This window comes from Shewanella sp. YLB-07 (genome assembly GCF_009377275.1).
This window is the reverse complement of record NZ_VOQB01000011.1, coordinates 229,234-248,783: the sequence shown is the minus strand read 5'-3', so window position 1 is coordinate 248,783 and position 19,550 is coordinate 229,234. Positions and strand designations below refer to the sequence as shown.

The following is a 19,550-nucleotide window of genomic DNA, read 5'->3' as shown; positions in this document are numbered from 1 at the left end:
GCATGTGTTAGGCCTGCCGCCAGCGTTCAATCTGAGCCATGATCAAACTCTTCAATTAAAGTTCTTTTGATGCATCCTCTTTCGAAGATGACATCGGCTCAATGAATTATACTGTTTTTCAAAAGCCCGAAGACTTTCGAAGTTTACATATTGCTATGGTCACTCAGTGGTTCATCGAGTTAAATTTTTGATTGCTCATCCTTTACTAGAAAGAGTGAAGCAATTTCGAATAACTCAACACCTGTGAGTGCCCACACAGATTTCTTGTTTTGAATTGTTAAAGAACTTGGCGCTAAGTAGCACCGCCGTTGACGCTAGGTCGAAGGCTTTTACTTACTGACCAAGGCTATTCGTCTTGGCTAGGGAGGCGTATTCTACACTCTCCGTGGTTGGCGTCAAGGGCTTTTAAAAAATTAATTTCAATCGTTTAAAACGAAGGAAAAAACCAAGCTAACTTGCTGCCCTAACTCGACTCTGTCTTACTTAACTTAATGTTTAGTAGGACTGGTTTGCCGTGTCAGTGGATGCGCATTATAGGGATATCAGCCCAGAGCACAAGGGCTATTTAGGAAAAAACTGATATATTTTAAAAACCACTATTTAAGCACAAGCTACACACTAGTTACCCCCAAACTTACCCACAAACAAGCATTCACCGTCGGTTTATCACTCAGACTATGCTCGTTTTACTAGTATTCTATTCATTAGATCCATTCCACTAGGCAACCAACCTATGAAAGAGTGGATTAAGATAGCTAATATCTCTCACTTAACCCAAAAGAGTAGTAAGAAATGATAGTGAAGCCCATATTTACCCTTCGACTCTTACTATTTCAATTCTTAATAACGAATAGAGCATTGAGGCGATACCCCACTGCATGCTTATCATAAATAAGAAAACGACAAGTCCGTTCTATCTAACATGTCTTTCGTACTTTATTAAAAGCCTTAGCTATATATAGTGGGAGAATTCATTCAGTGCTTCGATGTGATAAAGACAGACTGCAGCTTATACGAATCCCAGACATTGAATTGAAGTAGGCACAGCAAGAGCGAGTGCTCATTCATAATCTACGTCGCTACCTTTATATAGCGAGTCTATTGATTATTCTGGGGGTAACGCTTTTCTACACAGGTTTCAGTAAGCAGCTATTCGATCAGACGCATTATCAATATGAATCACTAGGTATCATTTTACCCGGTGAAGCAAATGACATTTACTCTTCATGGAGAAATGTCATCGACACAGACACCTGTGAAGGTAGGGCTGCAGTTGGTGCAAGGAGAATAGAGATGGCTAAGCGCCGCAGCGAATATACCAACCCTATTGAATATGTGATCGTTCAGCGGGAGTTCAAAGCGCTGTAGGCAAGGCGAATGTTTGAAGCTAATAGTTATTCTATATCGAGAACATGCAACGCAGCATAAAGAGCTTTGAAACCCGCACTACGTGAGCCTCTCAGGCATTCCACTTTTGTGTTGCACTGACTTAAAAGGGAATAACCATTTCTATATCAATACGCCTTGAATTGGAAAGCCTGAGTAGCTCTGAACTGAGCAAATATTTAATGAGGTTGATATTTACAGCTAACCGATGAAAATCGCGGTCAGTACTTTGTCGAGAATTCAGCAATGGGTAAAAGGCAATATCGTCTGGATAAAAAAGAAACGGTACCCAGAGCAATCAACGCTTGGCTACAGATACTTGGGGCGTTATTACTCTGTTCAGGGATTATGGGCTTTGTTTTAGAAAAACGCTTTAATAAGGCGTAAGCTCAATTTCTATAATTACTGTTCCAAGCTGTAGATAGTTTTACTCTCTACAGCCTCAATGCTTAAGCTATGACGAGTACATATAGTTATAGGCAATGTGCTAAGGCTTAAAGACACCTATGATATCCCCGCTGGCCTTCTTTGCTACCTTCTCATCTGTTTGCTGCTCGCGATAATCACATTCAACACACTCAACAGTCTCCACGCCTTGCTCTTTAAATAGCACGATACTATCTACAGCTTTGCATTTGGGGCACTTAGCACCTGCAACGAAACGCTTTTTCACTCTAACTTCAGCCACTTTTATCAACCTGCTATTGTCTAACTTACTATGGGATCATTTTCCAACTAAAGTCTATTTTGCCACAATCTCATTCAATTAACCCCATTGTCATTGAATTTGACTTTGCTTCTAGGCTGAAACTCACTTCTGAGATATCATCGGTGTCAATAAACTCCTGAACATCATCAGATCGTAATTAATGATATCCATCTCTCAAGCTCAACTGATCCGCGGCACTAAAACGCTTCTCGATGAAACCTCGCTGACTATATACCCAGGCCACAAGGTTGGGTTAGTGGGCGCCAACGGCACAGGTAAAACTTCACTGTTAGCACTCATTCTCGGTAAGATCAGCTTAGATAAAGGCGATATTTCTTTGCCTAGCGGCTGGCAGATCGCGACAGTAGCCCAGGAAACTCCTGCACTGGATGTTTCAGCTTTAGATTATGTTATTGATGGTGATTTCGAGTATCGAGAACTTGAAGCCAAACTCGTTCAGGCGCAACATGATGATAATGGCAATGAGATAGCCCATCTTCATGGGAAAATTGATGCAATAGGTGGCTATTCGATTCGTTCCCGAGCAGCCAGCCTATTAGCTGGCTTAGGCTTTAACGAAACCGAGCAGAGTAATTTCGTAAGACACTTTTCGGGTGGCTGGCGAATGCGCCTTAATTTGGCCCAAGCGTTATTGTGCCGCTCAGATCTCTTATTACTCGATGAGCCAACCAACCATTTAGACCTAGATACCATGTACTGGCTAGAGGGCTGGATAAAAGCCTATCAAGGTACGCTAATTTTAATCAGCCATGACAGAGATTTCATTGACGGTATTGTGGATGAGATTATTCACGTTGAGCACCACAAGCTAAATTTCTATAAAGGCAACTATACCGCCTTCGAACGTATACGCGCCGAACGTATGGCTCAGCAACAAGTCGCCTTCGAACGTCAACAAAAAGAACGCTCACATATGCAGTCCTTCGTTGATCGTTTTCGTTACAAGGCTAGTAAAGCTAAGCAGGCACAGAGTCGATTAAAAGCCCTCGAACGTATGACCGAGTTGCTACCTTCTCAAGCTGACAGCCCGTTTCATATGTCATTTAGAGAACCTGAGGCTCTGCCTAACCCGCTAGTGACCATGGAGCACGTTTCTGTGGGCTATGGCGACAAAGAGATCCTCAAGAGCGTGCATCTAAACTTAGTCCCAGGCGCTCGCATCGGTTTACTTGGACGAAACGGTGCAGGTAAGTCGACCCTGATTAAACTGTTATCAGAAGAACTTGCACCTATGAAGGGCAAGTATGAGACTAATCCAGGCCTGAATATCGGTTACTTCGCCCAGCATCAGCTGGAAAGCCTGCGTTTAGATGACTCTCCATTACAACACCTTAGCCGACTCGCTCCCACTCATAGAGAGCAAGAACTGAGAAACTTCCTCGGTGGTTATGGCTTCAATGGCGATATGGTGCTCTCTCCTGTACGCCCCTTCTCCGGCGGTGAGAAAGCTCGTCTGGTATTAGCGCTACTGGTATGGCAGCGACCTAACCTATTGCTTCTCGATGAGCCGACCAACCATCTGGATTTAGAGATGCGACATGCTTTGACAATGGCACTTCAGACATTCGAAGGCGCCATGATCATCGTCTCTCACGATCGCCATCTATTAAGACTAAGCTGCAGTGACTATTATTTGGTTGATAAGGGGCAAGTAACTAGCTTCGACGGCGATCTTGATGATTATCATCAATGGTTGCTCGATGCAGCTAAGGCCGCGAATAAAACAGAAGCCAGCACGGAAGCTAAGCCGGCTCAGGATAAGAAACTGCAGAAACGTTTGGAAGCAGAGTTAAGGCAAAAGCTGTCTCCCATGCGTAAAGTTCAGCTTAAGCTCGAGAAAGCGCAACAGCAAGCCAATGACCGTTTGAGCGAAATCGAAACCATGCTTGCAGATATGAGCCTGTACGATGCAGAAAACAAGGCTAAGTTGACCCAAGTACTTGCTGAGAGAACCACTCTGGCTCAAGCGCTGGAAGAGAGTGAAATGGAGTGGTTAGACATTCAAGAGAACATCGAAGAGATTGAACTTCAGGTTCGTTCCCAGCTCTAAACAAGAATTCTAGATATAAGCTCTGGATAAAAACATTATTGATATAACGCTCTATTAATGTAGAGCTCAGTGGTATCCAAGGAAGCAGCATGACATTCGTGAATCATTTTGATATTTCATTATGGAAAATTTGTGATGGTTATTACCACCGGCACCAAGCTCTCTGTTTAGAGCTACAAGATAATCACCAGTTAAATGTTAACTTACTTTTGCTATCATTATGGCTAGATAAACAAGACTACCTGCTGAGCACCCTAGACTGGTCGCAACTACAAAGTGAAACCCATCAATGGGAAGAACGCGTGTTACTCCCCTACCGCAAGTTACGCAAGCTGAGTAAGAACAGCTTAGCAAGTGATGAATATCAACAGATGCTAGATGTAGAGTTGATGCTTGAGCGTAAATCTCAGGGGTTAATACTGCATAAACTCAAACAGCTGTCACCCAGCGGAGAATCGTCAAACTTAGGCACTTATCTGAGTTTATTTAACTTAGATAAAGTCGATTACCCATCACTTGTAGAGCTAGTCTAGTTCACATTTAACGCGGGCTTAAAACATTAAACCCGCTGTTATCCTCTTTAGTCTTACAGTTAAAACTCATTCAATTGAACTCTTATGAAGATGACTTTAACCTTTCTGTTACTAACAGCCGCGTTTCTCGCCGTCATTCCATAGATAGTCAGCTGAGGGTTAGCGCCTAAACTGGTCGGAACGGAAGCAACAAGACCGTCCATCACGATTGAACTCTTATGAAGATGACTTTAACCTTTCAGCTAATAGAGTCGCGTTTCTTGCCGTCATGCCATAGATAGTCAGCTGGGGGTTAGCCCCTAAACTGGTGGGAAACACAGATCCGTCCATCACAGATAGATTCTCATAGTAGTGAGAGTTTCCCTGACTATCGACCATAGAAAGCTTAGTATCTTCTCCCATGGGACACCCTCCCATGACATGCGCCGAAGCGACAACTGTCTTGAGTGGTCCAAGGTCCAGAGTTTCTATAGCAGATTTCGCTTCTTTCCAGCTATTAAGATAAGGCGCTCCTTCGGTGATCGGCAAGACTCGCTTCGCCCCGGCCGCAAACTGTAGTTCAGCCATACTCCCGAACGCTCTTCGAACCGAGCGCCAAAAAGTCTCGTTTAGCGGATAATCTATGGCAAAGCCTGTATCTGTGAGCTGAACTTGGCCTCCCTGGCTTTGTTCATGATAACCATCACGAATCAAGGCTATGGTGACCTGAAGCTGGTTGAACTGCTCCATCAGAGCCGCATGAGTCTTACCATAACCTATGGTTTTAGAGGCGATCAGAACGGGATGGACAGGAGGTACTTCGAGCTTATAACCAAGCTCTCCACTGGCAGCACCATGTTTCCATACAAATTCATCGGAATAGATGGATTGAGGAGCACCACTATGACCATTGATCGGATCGCTAAATATTGCGCCGCTCAATAGCGTCGGATGTAGAAAAGTACGTTTCCCCAACAGTTCATGGGGATCGGCTAAATTAGATCTCAGCAAGATTGTTGGTGTATGGATTGCGCCGGCGGCGATGATGTAATGCTTAGCCTTAAATACCAGCTTGACCTCAGTCGGCTGCATCTGTTCATTCAATGCCTGAGCCTTGACGGCTAATATCTTGTCATTATGATGCTCTAGCTCGATGACCTTAGCTCTGCTGACTAAGGTAGCCCCTTTATCTAGTGCAGCCGGGATGGTGGTAACTAGCATGGATTGTTTGGCGTTGACCGGACAGCCCATACCACAATAGCCCGTGTTCCAGCAACCTTTCACGTTGCGCTTGATGACAGTGTAATGCCAGCCGAGATTTTCACAGCCTAACTTCAATGCCTGATTATTTCTATTTGGCTCATACTCCCACTTAGAAATATTGAGTCGTTTCTCCATCTTGTCGAACCAAGGATCCAGCTCCTCTCTCGATAAACCTTGAACAGATTTATCTTTGGCCCAAAAGTCCAATGTAGGCTTGGGAGTCCTGATCGAGGTGGTCCAATTTACCGTTGTCGATCCGCCTACGGCTCTTCCCTGAAAAATACCAATAGCCTTGTCTTTGGTTTTCATCGCCGCCGCTTGATGGTACAAGTTTGGATAGGCTCGCCTCTCTTCCATATTGAAGCTTTCGGAAGATTTAAGCGGTCCCCCTTCGACTATGATCACGGTCAAACCCGCGTCAGTTAATATCTCTGCTGCGACGCCGCCGCCGGCACCACTGCCTACAATAACAACATCGGCCTCGAGAGTTTGATCTTGGCTCAACTGGCTAGCATCAATATGCTTCCAACCTGAGGCTAAGCCTTCGACTATAGGATCTGGTATCGCCACTTCACTACCTCCAATCACACTGTTATTTTTATTATTTTTTGAATAAATATCTAAGCCTAAAAATCAATTAAACACCATTCGCACTCTTTACTGCCTACACCTCAAGGAATGTAGGTTTGGCATAATTCAAGCGATTCCAGTGTTCAGGACAGGAATAGTAACTCGCAAGTACAAGCTCTCTCAGCCCTTGGTAGGCCGTCACCATCATGTCTAAGAAACTATTACGCCAATACTCAAGCATGGCTATTAGCTGATCCGGATTACGCATCATCAGAGGCGTCATACTTCCGGTCAGGACGAGTAAACCTAGCCTGTTTTCTAGCATGTCGAGTAGTTGTTCTAATTCGGCTTGTCCATCTGCAGGTAACAATGAAATGGTCTGAGTAATAGCATCTAAGGTTCGATTCTGAGCGGCTATACGCAGCTTCTCGACCTCAGGTAAGGCATCATCCAGAAACACTGGCAACAAGACGCTAAACAGCAATCTATGCTCGCTGTCTAAGGCTTTGTTAACCTTAATATGCTCTGGAGCGTATAGGTTTACCCCTAACGCTAATGCGGCTGTACCGACTAATGCTGTTGTTAAAAAAGTGCGTCGTTCCATGCTATCCCTTCATATTATTTTTTATAGAGGATACAGACCCGCATTGACTCTACAGGTAATTTAATCACAACATCGACAACTGGCTAGATTGAGGTAATTCATCAAAATCTCAGATATGCTAGAATGCCAAGATGAGTAACAATTAAACACACGTTTTAATTTTCAGCAATAGCCAATTTTTATGATGCGATATTTTTCTCCCCCCTGGTGGGCCAGAAACCCCCACGTTCAAACGATTTTACCTGTGCTAACTAAGGTGGACAGACCAGACTTAACACGTCAACGTCTCGAGCTTAGTGATGGCGACTTTATCGATCTCGATTGGTTAGGCCAGCCTAAAGCACACCAACCTATAGTGATCATCATTCATGGCTTAGAGGGGAGCTCCGAGTCCCACTATGTACGCCGATTACTCAATGACTGTCGTCGACAGTCCATCTGCGCTTTGGTCCATCATCACAGGAGCTGTTCTGGTGAGACGAACCGCAGAGCGAGAAGTTATCACAGCGGTGATACCCAAGACCTGCAGGAGAATTTATCTCAATTAAGGCTGACGTATCCTGACTCCCCTCTCCTTGCAGTAGGCTATAGCTTAGGCGGCAATGTACTCACCAAATACTTAGGCGAACATACCAATACCAGTTTGATAGAGCGGGCAGTTATCATCTCAGCCCCGCTACAATTATCCGCATGTGCTAAGCGTTTAGAGAGTGGATTTTCTAAGGTATATCAAAGTTATTTGATTAAGCAGCTACAGCAGAAGACCACGGAGAAGGTGAAAAACCCTCAACTGGCACAGGATATGCCTGTTTCATTGTCCCAAATTCCTCAACTGCAAACTTTCTATGATTTTGATCATAGAGTGACAGCTCCCTTACATGGCTTCAATGGTGTCGATGATTATTATCGAAGAGCGAGTGGAATGGATTTCTTGCAATATATTCATAAACCAACTCTGGTCATTCATGCTGCGGATGATCCATTCATGACCGCCGATGTCATTCCAACGGCAGAGCAATGTGCTAGCCAAGTAACCTATGAACTGCACTCACGAGGGGGTCATGTCGGTTTTATCGACGGCGGAACTCCCTTCAAGCCAAGGTACTACCTAGAGCAGCGAATCCTTCATTTTTTAATTCCCCAAGAGGCCTGAATATGCTTGTTCCCTATGACGCTTTACTGCAGCTTCCCAGCACAACCATGGATAACTTAATTAAGGAATATCTGTTAACACAAGTCGAAGATGGCGGTTTCTCAGATACAGATGAACGGGTATATATTTCGGCGATTGAACGCTGCAAACAGCTACTAAAGCAGGAAGTCTTAGTGGTGGAGTTCAGCGAAGATGATGAGTCCATTGCCATCAAGCACAAGGAACATCTGAGTCGATAAATCAAACGGAGAATCTAGTGTTAATTCATAACAAACTCGGAGGCAAATTTGACCTAAGCGCAATGATTACCGTATAACACTAGATGTTATTAGAAATAACATGTCACTTTTATCTTGGTCTTGACTCTCTTCACTGCCTTTTAGTCAATTAGATCCAATTCCATTTAGGAAATTTAATGTCAGCAAAACATCCCATTATCGCAGTAACAGGTTCATCAGGAGCTGGTACCACGACGACAACAACGGCTTTTAAGCATATTTTCCGTCAACTTGGGATCAATGCAGCGAGCGTTGAAGGCGATAGTTTTCACCATTACACACGTCCTGAAATGGAGCTCATGATCCGTAAAGCCAAAACGGATAATAAAAATATTAGCTATTTTGGACCCGAAGCAAACGACTTTGAACGTTTAGAGCAATGTTTCAGTGATTATAGTGCGACGGGTCAGGGCGAGACACGAGCGTATCTACATACTTTCGATGAAGCCGTTCCCTTCAACCAGATGCCCGGGACATTTACCCAATGGCACCCCTTACCTGAAAATACCGATATGCTCTATTACGAGGGGTTACATGGGGGGGTAAAAACAGACACATGTAATGTTGCCGAACATGTGGACTTGCTTATCGGCATGGTGCCGATAGTCAACTTGGAGTGGATCCAAAAGATCATTCGAGATACTTCGGAAAGAGGCCATAGTCGGGAAAAAGTGATGGGCTCTATCGTTCGCAGTATGGATGATTATATCAACCATATGACACCTCAGTTCTCACGAACCCATATCAATTTCCAACGAGTCCCAACTGTCGACACCTCAAATCCATTTAGCGCTAAGAATATCCCCAGCCTGGATGAGAGCTTTGTAGTGATACGTTTTCGTGGTATTAAAAACGTAGATTTCCCCTATTACTTGAAGATGATAGACGGCTCTTTCATGTCACGAATCAACACTCTGGTTGTGCCAGGTGGCAAGATGTCCTTAGCCATGGAGTTGATTCTGACACCGCTCATCCGAGATCTACTCGAGAAGCGCCAACAGCTACTCTCTTTAGATAGTGAATAGACTTGGTATGCTACTAATATAAACTTCAGTTTCATTTAAGTGTGTTCGAGTAGACTAGCTCATGTCGGGATTTCAGGCGAAAGACTGATGAGTTAGCATGCTCTTGGGAGTAAATTCCCCCATCTTGATCTGTTTGTTTCCTTGGGTGTGCTGGCTATTCCTTTCAAAGAAGATCCTAGGAACTAGGCACTTAACTCAAAGTAAATTCCACGTCTATGCTTGATCTATTAGCTTCCTGAGTGTGCTGGCTATTCCAATCTCCACTTTCAACAGTAAATTCTCCAACCTACATTTGATCTGTTTGTTTCCTTGGGTGTGCCAGCTATTCCTTTCAAAGAAGATCCTAGGAACTAGGACGTTAAGATCAAAAAATCCAGTCAGGTACACCGACTGGCTGAATCAAAACTATCGAGCTATTTTCTAATTGTTACACCTAGGAACTCTAATCTAACTCCTAGAACCTTGTTCTAATTCATCAAAGGAACAATTTCACGGAAAGGTTTATTCTGCTGATAGCTTTGCAGTCTTTGCTCAAACTCATCGGATCGGCTTACCATCTTAGAGCTTCTAAGCGCATCAATCGCTTTTTGCTGAGTCTCTACGGCAGAGCTATAGTCGCCAGTTTCTGCATAGGCGGCTGCCAAGTTATCTAAATTGGTGGGATCTTGGTGATCTGATGCGACTAGGCTGCGAGCAAGTTTGAGAGCCTTATCTCCATTACGGTATTTTGCCTCCGGGCAAGTCGCGAGTATCCAGGCGACATTTCCCAGAGAGACTTCATCTCCTACCGAGTTGAAACGGTCGACGGCTTTACCACAGTTACGTTCAACCCCCTCTCCGCCTGCAGCATAGATGAACCCCAGTCTAAATTGAGCCCATTTATTGCCTTGCTCACTCAGCGATAGATACCAACGTTCGGCAGTGAGCAGATCACGCTCGATGATATTGCCTTCAAATGAAAGATCCGCCAACGTTTGTTGCGCCTTAGCATGCCCCTGCTCCGCAGCCGCTAAGATCCACTTTATGCCTAGCTGTTGATCTTGAGTGACGAACCGGCCAGACAAGTACATCAGCCCGAGTAAAAACTGTGCCTCTTGCTCCCCTTGAGTCGCTTTTAGCTGTATATGAGCCACTTTACTCGCCGCAACAGCAGTTTTGGGCTGAGGAATTGAAAATGCGTTCGCGGCGGTGCTCGTCACTAATGTAAAAATAAGAGTAAAACTAAGACCAGCGCCTAAAAATAACGAATGAGATTTCATTTACAACTCCTATCTAGTATCACTAGTTTGAACATGTCTAAAAACTAAAGCTTATAACTACCTGAAAAATCGGCTTAAACTATAGACATAAGATAATTTAACTAGAAGGTACAAAAATTTTATTTCATTGAGTTAGCCAGATTTACTTACTAAAGTCGAGAAAAAAGCAGATTTAGTCGACTTTGATACGGCCTTATTCCCCTCGTCATAAGTCCAATATCAGGAATCATTGTAGCTTTTCTCTCTAAATTCAAGCCCTTCACTGCATATTTACTCGCAAGTAGTTGACATATATCACTGATGTATCAGAATGAATGAATATTGTAAGTAAGTTACGAAGATTCATTTATTCTAAAGTTAGATCTTTATCGAGGTTTTACAGAATAAACTGGCGTAAACTGCACATTAATGAAGATTCTTATATTCAAGTCAAACAGTCGAGGAACATAGGCATGGCTCTTATTGGTAAGCCAAAACCAGATCCTACTTTGGAATGGTTTTTATCACACTGTCACATTCATAAGTATCCAGCCAAAAGCACTTTGATCCACGCTGGTGAAGAATCAGACACCCTTTACTATATAGTTAAAGGCTCCGTAGCCGTTTTAATTAAAGATGAAGAAGGTAAAGAGATGATCCTCTCTTACCTGAATCAAGGTGACTTCATCGGTGAACTTGGTTTATTTGAAGATCAAGCCGAGCGTACCGCTTGGGTTCGCGCTAAACAGCCATGTGAAATCGCTGAGATCTCTTACAAGAAGTTTAAGCAACTGATTCAGGTTAATCCTGAAATCCTGATGAAGCTTTCTTCACAGATGGCATTCCGTCTGCACAGCACCAGTCAAAAAGTGGGCGACCTAGCTTTCTTGGATGTTGCTGGAAGAATTGCCCAAACTTTACTCCATCTGGCCAAGCAGCCGGATGCCATGACTCATCCCGATGGCATGCAGATCAAGATCACTCGCCAAGAGATAGGTCAGATCGTGGGTTGTTCTCGTGAGACTGTGGGTCGAATCTTAAAAATGCTCGAAGAGCAAAGCCTGATCCAGGCTCACGGTAAAACTATCGTAGTTTACGGTACCCGCTAAGCTAACATTAAGTTAGATTTAAGACAGCTTCGATAAAGTGGCCTGAGATAATCTCAGGCCATTTTTTTGGAGAAATATTAATGACAAGGGCACTGTTCATCATCCTGTTCGCTCTTGCGACCTATACGCCAGTATTAGCCCATGGCTCGACCTTAGTCGAACTTGAGCATTATCAGGCAAAACACTTAGTTAGTGCAGGTAAAATCCTGTCATTGGATGTTACCCTCTCCAAGATAAAATACTTCTGCTACGGTAAGCTCATCGACGCCCATCTCTATCAGGAACAAGGAAAATGGCGTTATGATTTGCAAATTAAAGCCCAACGTGGCCAAATTATAGATCTGAGTCTGGATGCAAGCACTGGACAGCCCAATCCTACTAAATCATTACCATCTGGCTGCAGAGCTTTTGAAAACTAGCTCTACACCATAAGTGAAGTGACAGGTTAATATGAAACTACTGCTCGTTGAAGATAATGCACTACTCGTAGAAGAACTTGAAAAACAACTGAAACTCGCCGGATACGTCACCGACGTGACAGACAAAGCTGCTGAAGCGGATTATCTCTTAAAAGAAACCAATTACGATTGCGTGATATTAGATATTGGTCTACCCGACGGTAATGGCCTGGAACTCCTGGAACGCTGGCGTAATCAAGGGATTAATACTCCGGTGATTATGCTCACGGCTCGCAGCCAATGGCATGAGAAGGTCGAAGGATTCAACGCCGGAGCCGATGACTATCTGGGTAAACCTTTCCATACTCAAGAGTTACTCGCACGGATACATGCGCTCATACAGCGGGCTCATGGAAAAGCGAGCTTACCCACAAAAGAATTAAGCTTTTCCGGCGTCGTTCTCGATGAGAATCAACAATCTGTTACAGTCGAAGGTAAAAATTTCGAGCTAACTGCGATGGAGTTTAGGTTACTAAAAATCTTCTTAATGTCACCTAAGAAACTACTATCTAAATCCCAGCTCACCGATAAGCTCTATCAATTCGATGACGAAAAAGAGAGTAATGTAGTCGAAGTCTATGTTACTCATCTGCGTAAAAAACTAGGTAAAACCGCTATTGAGACTCGTCGTGGACAAGGTTATATCTTCCACGGCATAAGAGAGTGATGTCGATCCGCACTAAACTCAGCCTCTGGTTAACGGGTTTAGTCATCATTTCGACAGCCATCGGCATAGTCTCCTTCGAGACTATGCTAAGGCAAGCATTTCACGACTCGATCATTGCCAGACTACAGGAAGATTTAGAACAAGTTCTAATGGCTACTCAGCTTAATAATAACGAACTCACCATAGATCAGAGCCAACTTTCAGGGTTTTATAAGCCAGTATTTTCCGGACGTTATTACCAGCTAAATCTGCCGGAACAAGAGATCCGCTCCCGTTCTTTATGGGATCAAAAACTCGATATTAGGTTGTTAGAGAAAGGTGAAAGCCGGGTATGGCAATCTAAGGGGCCACAAAACCATGATATTCAACTGCTATCACTGGGATTAAGCTCTGAGACACTCAATGTCGATGCAACACTGACTGTCGCCCAGGATCTGAGCATAGGTCGTAAAATTTTCACCCAAATATATGGCACTAAGCTAGGGGTTAACTTAGCCATGTTACTGGCCATGATAGCCGGTATTTTTCTGGTACTCAGGCAATCTTTCAAGCCAATCAACCAGATCCAGCAAATTCTGTCTAAGCTCAGAGAGGGTGAGATCACCTCATTAGAGGTCAAGAATATCCCCCCCGAACTGCAAGCTCTAGCATCTACCTATAATGAACTGCTCGAATATTCCAGCAAACAGATCGAGCGCAGTCGTAATAATATAGGCAATTTAAGCCATGGGCTTAAGACTCCATTAGCCGTGATGCAGCAACAAGTTGAAGCCTTGGGACTGAAAGACCCGAATACGGCAATAGCACTACAGAATCAACTCGATCTGATTCATAAGATGATCGAACGTAAGCTAGCTGCGGCCAGAATCACTGGAGATATGTTACCCGCGGCCCAGATGCAGCTCCCTAAAGATCTTGAAGATTTATGTAACACACTAAGCAAGGTTCACTTTAATAAACGTCTGCTCTGCAATATCGACATTGCTGAGCACATCACTCGATTACCCCTGCACAGGGAAGATGGCATGGAGCTGATTGGAAATCTGCTCGATAACGCTCATAAGTGGGCCAATGCCAGAGTAGATATCCGCGCTAAGCTAGAAGAAGAGACTATTATTCTTATTATCGAGGATGATGGACTCGGCGTCGCCAGTGAAGAGCTTAAGCTACTCACGAATCGTGGTCGACGATTAGATGAAGCGACCATGGGACATGGCCTCGGACTCTCCATAGTAAAAGACATAGCCGAGCAGTATGAGATAAAGTTGACGTTCGCCCATAGCGACTTAGGTGGGCTAAAAATTTGCGTACGCTTTAAAGAATAATCCGCCAACGGCTCTCAGATTGGGGCAGATTCAAATATAAAAAAGCCGGAACTCAATTCCGGCTTTTTCTCGACTCTTTTACATTGTTAGCAAAATATCGGCTAGCTTACGTTAGTACTCTCGAAAATCTTATCCGCAGAAGCAGCCACAAAGCCTGTATAAAGACTTCCATCACCTTTAGGGTAACGCAGTGCAAATTCATAAAAACAGCTTGGGATCTCTTTCTCAGCATCTGTAAAGCTAACAGAAATACGGTCAGCCATAGTCGAAGATTGCTCCAGTAGTACCTCGGCAGAGCCTTTCACTTCACCGCCAGCTGAATTTAACACAAAATCCCCCTTCTTAAGGGTCTCATTCACATCTAAGATGTTGGTGTACCCAGGCAAGTGGTTGATCGATATTGTGAAATGGTTGGCTCTATAACCAAAAGCAGCAACCCAGGCAGCATACTCACTCTCGGCAAGTAAAGCCTCATAGGTCTTGGAGTCCAGCTGCCAGTGACGTCCTGAATAGAGGAAGTCATCGGCCTTAGTCGCTGCCACATCAATCTGCTCAACAAGATGTTTAATGGTATTTTGTAGTTCAGGGCTAAATTCTTCGACTAATAATTCAGAGATAAACACCTTAGGCTGCGTCGCATCCGGATGTTCAAAATGCTTAGCTTTCAGATTTTTAGCCTCGAAATGATAATCACCCGAGTCGACATAACCCAAAGATTCGAAGTGAGCCGCCAATACCTTTAAGTTCACCTTCTCAATATTAAAGGTACGTAGGGCAATATGATCGTTGATAATGGTCTCACCTCGAGAAAGCAGTTGACGTACAGGCTCTGCCGACGGCGTCATCTCAATATAGTCATTCCAAAGGTTTTCAAATAGCTTGTTAATATCAGTGTGCATCAATTTCTTCCTTAACGGCATCGTGTCCCCAGTCACCAAGATTCAGGCTTTGGTTCTGGTCTTATTCTTATCACGATATAAGTACAGCGAGAGAGTAGCGCTCTGGCTTTTCAAACATTTCTGTACATAAAAATGGGAAACACTTTTAAGGTGTTTCCCATCGTTTCATTATAAATTTAGAGACTCAAGCCTGGACTCAAGTTAGCAGGGAGACTAACGACATCGGCCTCCACTGATGATACGGGGTAAGAACAGTAGTCGGCGGCATAAAATGCGCTCGCTCTGTGGTTACCCGAAGCACCAACACCACCGAATGGTGCAGCACCGGAAGCACCTGTTATCTGCTTGTTCCAGTTAACGATACCGGCACGAATACGTGCTAAGAAGTAATCGTAATCCTCACGGCTATCGGCAAGAATACCCGCAGACAAACCATAACGAGTGCTGTTGGCTAACTTGATAGCCTCATCGAAATCGCTGTAACGGATCACTTGAAGTAGCGGGCCAAAATACTCTTCATCCGGAAGCTCGATGACGTTAGTGACATCGATCAAACCTGGGGAGACTAAACCTGTACCCGCTTCAAGATGAGTAAGTTCTACGAGAGACTCACCACCTAAATTCAGTAAGTTACGCTGAGCTTCAACCATGCCTTTAGCCGCAATTTCTGAGATCATAGATCCCATGAATGGCTGTGGCTGTGCATTCCAGGCACCGACTTTAATCTGCTTAACGGCGCTAGCGAGCAACTCGAGTAAGGCATCACCTTGTACGCCTTTCTCTACATAGAGACGACGTGCACAGGTACAACGTTGACCCGATGAGATATAGGCAGACTGAATGATGTCGTGTACAGCAGCTTTGGTATTTTCAACACCTTTAATGATAAGCGGATTATTTCCCCCCATCTCCAGCGCTAAAATCTTGCCAGGTTCACCAGCATACTGCTGATGTAAGATATGACCCGTACGAGAACTACCGGTAAAGAACAAACCATCGATCTGAGGGTGAGCGGCTAGCGCCTTACCAGTTTCGATTTCGCCTTGTACCAAGTTAATCACGCCAGCAGGAAGTCCGGCTTTCTCCCATAACTTAAGCATAAGCTCGGCTACTTTGGGAGTGAGTTCAGATGGCTTAAAGATCACAGTATTACCCGCCAGTAGCGCAGGAACAATATGACCGTTTGGCAGGTGGCCTGGGAAATTATATGGACCAAATACCGCGACCACACCGTGAGGCTTATGACGAAGTACCGCGCGTCCTGCCGGGATATCACTCTCAGTATGACCGGTACGCTTGTTATAAGCGGCGACTGAAAGCCCAATCTTACCTATCATGGCACCGGCTTCGGTAGCGGTTTCCCACTGAGGCTTGCCAGTCTCCTGAGCGATAACCTCGGCGATTTCGGTTTTGTGCTCTTCAAGTTGAGTGCGATAAGCCTCCACGATAGCAAGACGGCCATCGAAACCTAACATGAACCAATCGAACTGAGCATCACGGGCCGCATCGACGGCGGTGTTAACTTGCTCTGGAGTCGCAGTTTTACTGCTCCAGATAACTTCATTGTTTGCTGGGTTTTTAGATGTCACGTCGTGACCTAGGCCTGCAACCCATTGGCCTTTAATAAATTGAGTCATTATTTCTTCCTACATAGCCAAGACACGGATCTGCTCACCCTCTGACAGCAATAATCCTGCTGCAAGTTCGGGTGACACAGTAACCACATCACTATCTTCTGTGAGCAGAAGTTTAGCCGAGGTGGCGCGGTAATTCGCTAATTGAGTATTTGATATGATAAAACTGAAATCAGATTCTGGAGCATCGCCAATCGTGATCGTCAGTAAGCGGCTTTCTCTTACCGAACGAATATCAGACAAGTTGCACTCGACCGTAGGTCCGCCGTCAAAAATATCGACATAACCACGACATCTGAAACCTTCAGCCTGAAGCAGATTTAGCGCCGGACGAGTGTTGGCATGAACCTCACCGATCACTTTCTGCGCTTCTTCGGGTAGCAAGCACACATACACGGCATTTTTAGGCATCATCTCAGCCATAAAGGCTTTCTGCCCCAAGCCCGAAAGGTAATCGGCCTCGACAAAATCTATGCCTAAGAAGTGCTTCTGCAGCCAATCATAGAAGGGAGAGTTCCCTGCTTCATCACTTTCTCCGCGCATTTCGGCGATCACAGTATCGCCGAAGCGCTCTGCATGCTGCGCTAAGAATAGGAAACGGCTACGGGATAACATTCTACCGTTGTTATTTTTACGATAGGTATCACGCAGGAACAAGGTACATAGCTCGGCAGCACCAGTATAGTCGTGGCATAAGGTCAAGGTTTCCACCTCATTTCTCACGTCGATCTGCTCGGAGTGATAAACCTCAGTGCCTAAACGATAGTGGTAAAACGCATCTTCCATGCCCACAGCAGCCTCGAGACCACAAGTGCCGACGACTTCGCCAGACTCAGTATCTTCGAGTACCATCAGGTAACCTTCATCGAAAGGTTTATCGACCTGCTTTTGAAACGAAGCCTCTACACGAGCAATCTTGCTCCTGAGTAGCTCTTCGTTAACCGGCAAGGAAGTAAAACCATGACCAGATTCTTCGGCTATTTGATAAAGCGCTTTATAGTCGCTAGATCGGATAGGACGTATGATTAACATCTCTGTGTCTCCTCACTCTTGCTCGTCGCTCAACCGCTTACTTATCTTTAGCATGAGTATCTATTAAGACAAGCAGCTAACGGCTAAGGTTCAAGTATTGCCAATGCCAAAAAAGCGAGAGATAAATACCTCTCACTCATTCAATCAATTAGCCTGCAACTACTTTAGCTACTGCACGTTCAAAACGCGCAAGACCTTCGGCGATATCGGCCTCTGGAATGACTAATGACGGAGTGAAGCGAATAACATTTGCACCAGCAATAAGGCTCATCAGGCCTTCGTCAGTACCGGCAACCAAGAACTCTTTAGCACGTCCCTGGTATTTATCATTGAGTACTGCACCAAGTAGTAGACCTTGACCACGAACTTCTGTGAACACATCATACTTGTCGTTTATCTTCTTTAGTCCATCACGCAGTAACTGCTCACGAACCTTAACGCCTTGCAATACTTCCGGAGTATTAACTACATCCAAAACCGCATTAGCGACAGCACAAGCCAGTGGATTACCACCATAGGTAGAACCATGAGTACCTATCTTAAGATGAGCGGCAATCTCTTTAGTGGTCAGCATAGCAGCGATAGGGAATCCACCACCTAAAGCTTTAGCCGTAGTCAGAATATCTGGTACCACGTCACCACGCATGTATGCGTATAGCTCACCTAAACGGCCAACACCCGTTTGTACTTCATCGAATACCAGCAGTGCATTGTGCTTATCACAAAGAGCACGTACGGCTGTTAGGAATTCAGGATCGGCATCTACGATCCCGCCCTCTCCTTGAAGAGGCTCCATCATGATGGCACAGGTCTTATCTGAGATAACCGCTTCAAGAGCAGCAATGTCATTGAATGGTACGTGAGTAATGCCCTGGGGCTTAGGACCGAAGCCATCTGAATACGCAGCCTGACCACCGACACTTACGGTGAAGAAAGTACGACCGTGGAATGCCTTGTCGAAGGCGATGATCTGATCTTTCTTAGCACCAAACTTATCCATGGCATAACGACGAACAAGTTTTAAAGCAGCTTCGTTTGCTTCTGCACCTGAGTTTGCGAAATATACACGATCGGCAAATGTCGCATTGACTAACTTAGTCGCGAGTTCGAGTGCCGGCTCGTTAGTCATGACATTAGATAGATGCCAAATTTTTTCACCTTGCTCTTTCAATGCACCAACAAGGGCAGGATGACAGTGGCCTAAACAGTTAACGGCAATACCGCCTGCAAAATCGATGAACTCTTTACCTTCTTGATCCCAGACTCGGCTGCCTGCACCGCGGACAGGAATAACTGCCGAGGGCGCATAATTAGGCACCATTACTTCATCAAATTGGGCTCTTGTCAGTGTGTTGTTGACGCTCATACCTTCTCATCCTTTATTTTCGTTAATGGCTCTGTGAGCCACTATTGCCGCCTTCTTATCATTAGAAAACTCTTACTGGCGGTACTTGTTTGCATTGCTTAAGAGTCATTAATAGCGAAAATGTGATCAAAATACCAGTTTCTTACACTCATCATAGACGAGCCTCGCATATTTAATGCATAAAGATTGGTCTTTAAGAATTATACAAGCGTTTATAGCGGGGGTTTACAGCATAACTAGTCATAAAAAAA

The 19,550-nt window shown here is 44.6% G+C and carries 18 protein-coding genes; 10 read left to right on the top strand and 8 right to left on the bottom strand.

Annotated features, from left to right (window positions below):
- Positions 1 to 1,056 precede the first annotated feature (1,056 nt).
- Positions 1,057 to 1,368, top strand: a complete 312-nt coding sequence (locus FS373_RS31620) for a hypothetical protein (protein ID WP_194165920.1) — start codon at positions 1,057 to 1,059, stop codon at positions 1,366 to 1,368.
- A gap of 505 nt (positions 1,369 to 1,873) precedes the next feature.
- Here FS373_RS31620 and FS373_RS22470 read toward each other — a convergent pair.
- Complete coding sequence (locus FS373_RS22470) at positions 1,874 to 2,074, bottom strand: YheV family putative zinc ribbon protein (RefSeq protein WP_144044915.1); 201 nt, start codon at positions 2,072 to 2,074, stop codon at positions 1,874 to 1,876.
- A 181-nt stretch (positions 2,075 to 2,255) separates the two neighbouring features.
- On the opposite strand from FS373_RS22470, the gene FS373_RS22465 reads away from it, so the two are divergent.
- Complete coding sequence (locus FS373_RS22465; RefSeq protein ID WP_152830653.1) at positions 2,256 to 4,166, top strand: ABC transporter ATP-binding protein; 1,911 nt, start codon at positions 2,256 to 2,258, stop codon at positions 4,164 to 4,166.
- A gap of 89 nt (positions 4,167 to 4,255) precedes the next feature.
- Complete coding sequence (locus FS373_RS22460; RefSeq protein ID WP_152830652.1) at positions 4,256 to 4,699, top strand: TIGR02444 family protein; 444 nt, start codon at positions 4,256 to 4,258, stop codon at positions 4,697 to 4,699.
- A gap of 216 nt (positions 4,700 to 4,915) precedes the next feature.
- Here the strand turns inward: FS373_RS22460 and FS373_RS22455 are convergent, their stop codons facing one another.
- Together FS373_RS22455 and FS373_RS22450 are read right to left on the bottom strand one after the other, a co-directional pair.
- Positions 4,916 to 6,511, bottom strand: coding sequence for a GMC family oxidoreductase (locus FS373_RS22455; RefSeq protein WP_144044912.1), 1,596 nt, complete (start codon positions 6,509 to 6,511; stop codon positions 4,916 to 4,918).
- Positions 6,512 to 6,605: 94 nt separating this feature from the next.
- Positions 6,606 to 7,115, bottom strand: a complete 510-nt coding sequence (locus FS373_RS22450) for a twin-arginine translocation signal domain-containing protein (protein WP_144044911.1) — start codon at positions 7,113 to 7,115, stop codon at positions 6,606 to 6,608.
- 181 nt (positions 7,116 to 7,296) lie between these two features.
- Between FS373_RS22450 and FS373_RS22445 the strand changes: the two genes are divergently transcribed.
- From FS373_RS22445 to FS373_RS22435, 3 genes are all read left to right on the top strand, one after another.
- On the top strand, positions 7,297 to 8,268 hold the full coding sequence (locus FS373_RS22445) for a hydrolase (protein ID WP_152830651.1): 972 nt from the start codon (positions 7,297 to 7,299) through the stop codon (positions 8,266 to 8,268).
- A 2-nt stretch (positions 8,269 to 8,270) separates the two neighbouring features.
- Positions 8,271 to 8,507 (top strand): YheU family protein, encoded by a 237-nt coding sequence (locus tag FS373_RS22440; protein WP_144044909.1) that lies wholly within the window; start codon positions 8,271 to 8,273, stop codon positions 8,505 to 8,507.
- Positions 8,508 to 8,683: 176 nt separating this feature from the next.
- Positions 8,684 to 9,571, top strand: a complete 888-nt coding sequence (locus tag FS373_RS22435) for a phosphoribulokinase (RefSeq protein ID WP_077754958.1) — start codon at positions 8,684 to 8,686, stop codon at positions 9,569 to 9,571.
- Between the two features lie 467 nt (positions 9,572 to 10,038).
- Here FS373_RS22435 and FS373_RS22430 read toward each other — a convergent pair whose 3' ends face one another.
- The gene (locus FS373_RS22430; protein WP_152830650.1) at positions 10,039 to 10,830 is read right to left on the bottom strand and encodes an SEL1-like repeat protein; all 792 of its coding nucleotides are present in this window, start codon (positions 10,828 to 10,830) and stop codon (positions 10,039 to 10,041) included.
- Positions 10,831 to 11,282: 452 nt separating this feature from the next.
- On the opposite strand from FS373_RS22430, the gene crp reads away from it, so the two are divergent.
- The 4 genes from crp to FS373_RS22410 all read left to right on the top strand — a co-directional run bounded on the left by crp (position 11,283) and on the right by FS373_RS22410 (position 14,368).
- Positions 11,283 to 11,918, top strand: coding sequence for a cAMP-activated global transcriptional regulator CRP (crp, locus tag FS373_RS22425; protein ID WP_144044907.1), 636 nt, complete (start codon positions 11,283 to 11,285; stop codon positions 11,916 to 11,918).
- Between the two features lie 80 nt (positions 11,919 to 11,998).
- The gene (locus FS373_RS22420) at positions 11,999 to 12,337 is read left to right on the top strand and encodes a PepSY domain-containing protein (RefSeq protein ID WP_144044906.1); all 339 of its coding nucleotides are present in this window, start codon (positions 11,999 to 12,001) and stop codon (positions 12,335 to 12,337) included.
- A 31-nt stretch (positions 12,338 to 12,368) separates the two neighbouring features.
- The gene (locus tag FS373_RS22415; protein ID WP_144044905.1) at positions 12,369 to 13,043 is read left to right on the top strand and encodes a response regulator transcription factor; all 675 of its coding nucleotides are present in this window, start codon (positions 12,369 to 12,371) and stop codon (positions 13,041 to 13,043) included.
- The gene (locus FS373_RS22410) at positions 13,040 to 14,368 is read left to right on the top strand and encodes an ATP-binding protein (RefSeq protein ID WP_322619553.1); all 1,329 of its coding nucleotides are present in this window, start codon (positions 13,040 to 13,042) and stop codon (positions 14,366 to 14,368) included. Before FS373_RS22415 ends, FS373_RS22410 begins: the two co-directional genes overlap by 4 nt.
- A 101-nt stretch (positions 14,369 to 14,469) precedes the next feature.
- Here FS373_RS22410 and FS373_RS22405 read toward each other — a convergent pair whose 3' ends face one another.
- The 4 genes from FS373_RS22405 to FS373_RS22390 form a co-directional block, all read right to left on the bottom strand.
- Positions 14,470 to 15,267 (bottom strand): DUF1338 domain-containing protein, encoded by a 798-nt coding sequence (locus FS373_RS22405; protein ID WP_144044904.1) that lies wholly within the window; start codon positions 15,265 to 15,267, stop codon positions 14,470 to 14,472.
- Positions 15,268 to 15,443: 176 nt separating this feature from the next.
- Positions 15,444 to 16,904, bottom strand: coding sequence for a succinylglutamate-semialdehyde dehydrogenase (gene astD, locus FS373_RS22400; protein ID WP_152830648.1), 1,461 nt, complete (start codon positions 16,902 to 16,904; stop codon positions 15,444 to 15,446).
- Positions 16,905 to 16,913: 9 nt separating this feature from the next.
- Positions 16,914 to 17,933, bottom strand: coding sequence for an arginine N-succinyltransferase (gene astA / locus FS373_RS22395; protein ID WP_144044903.1), 1,020 nt, complete (start codon positions 17,931 to 17,933; stop codon positions 16,914 to 16,916).
- A 148-nt stretch (positions 17,934 to 18,081) separates the two neighbouring features.
- Complete coding sequence (locus FS373_RS22390) at positions 18,082 to 19,299, bottom strand: aspartate aminotransferase family protein (protein ID WP_144044902.1); 1,218 nt, start codon at positions 19,297 to 19,299, stop codon at positions 18,082 to 18,084.
- Positions 19,300 to 19,550: the final 251 nt, after the last annotated feature.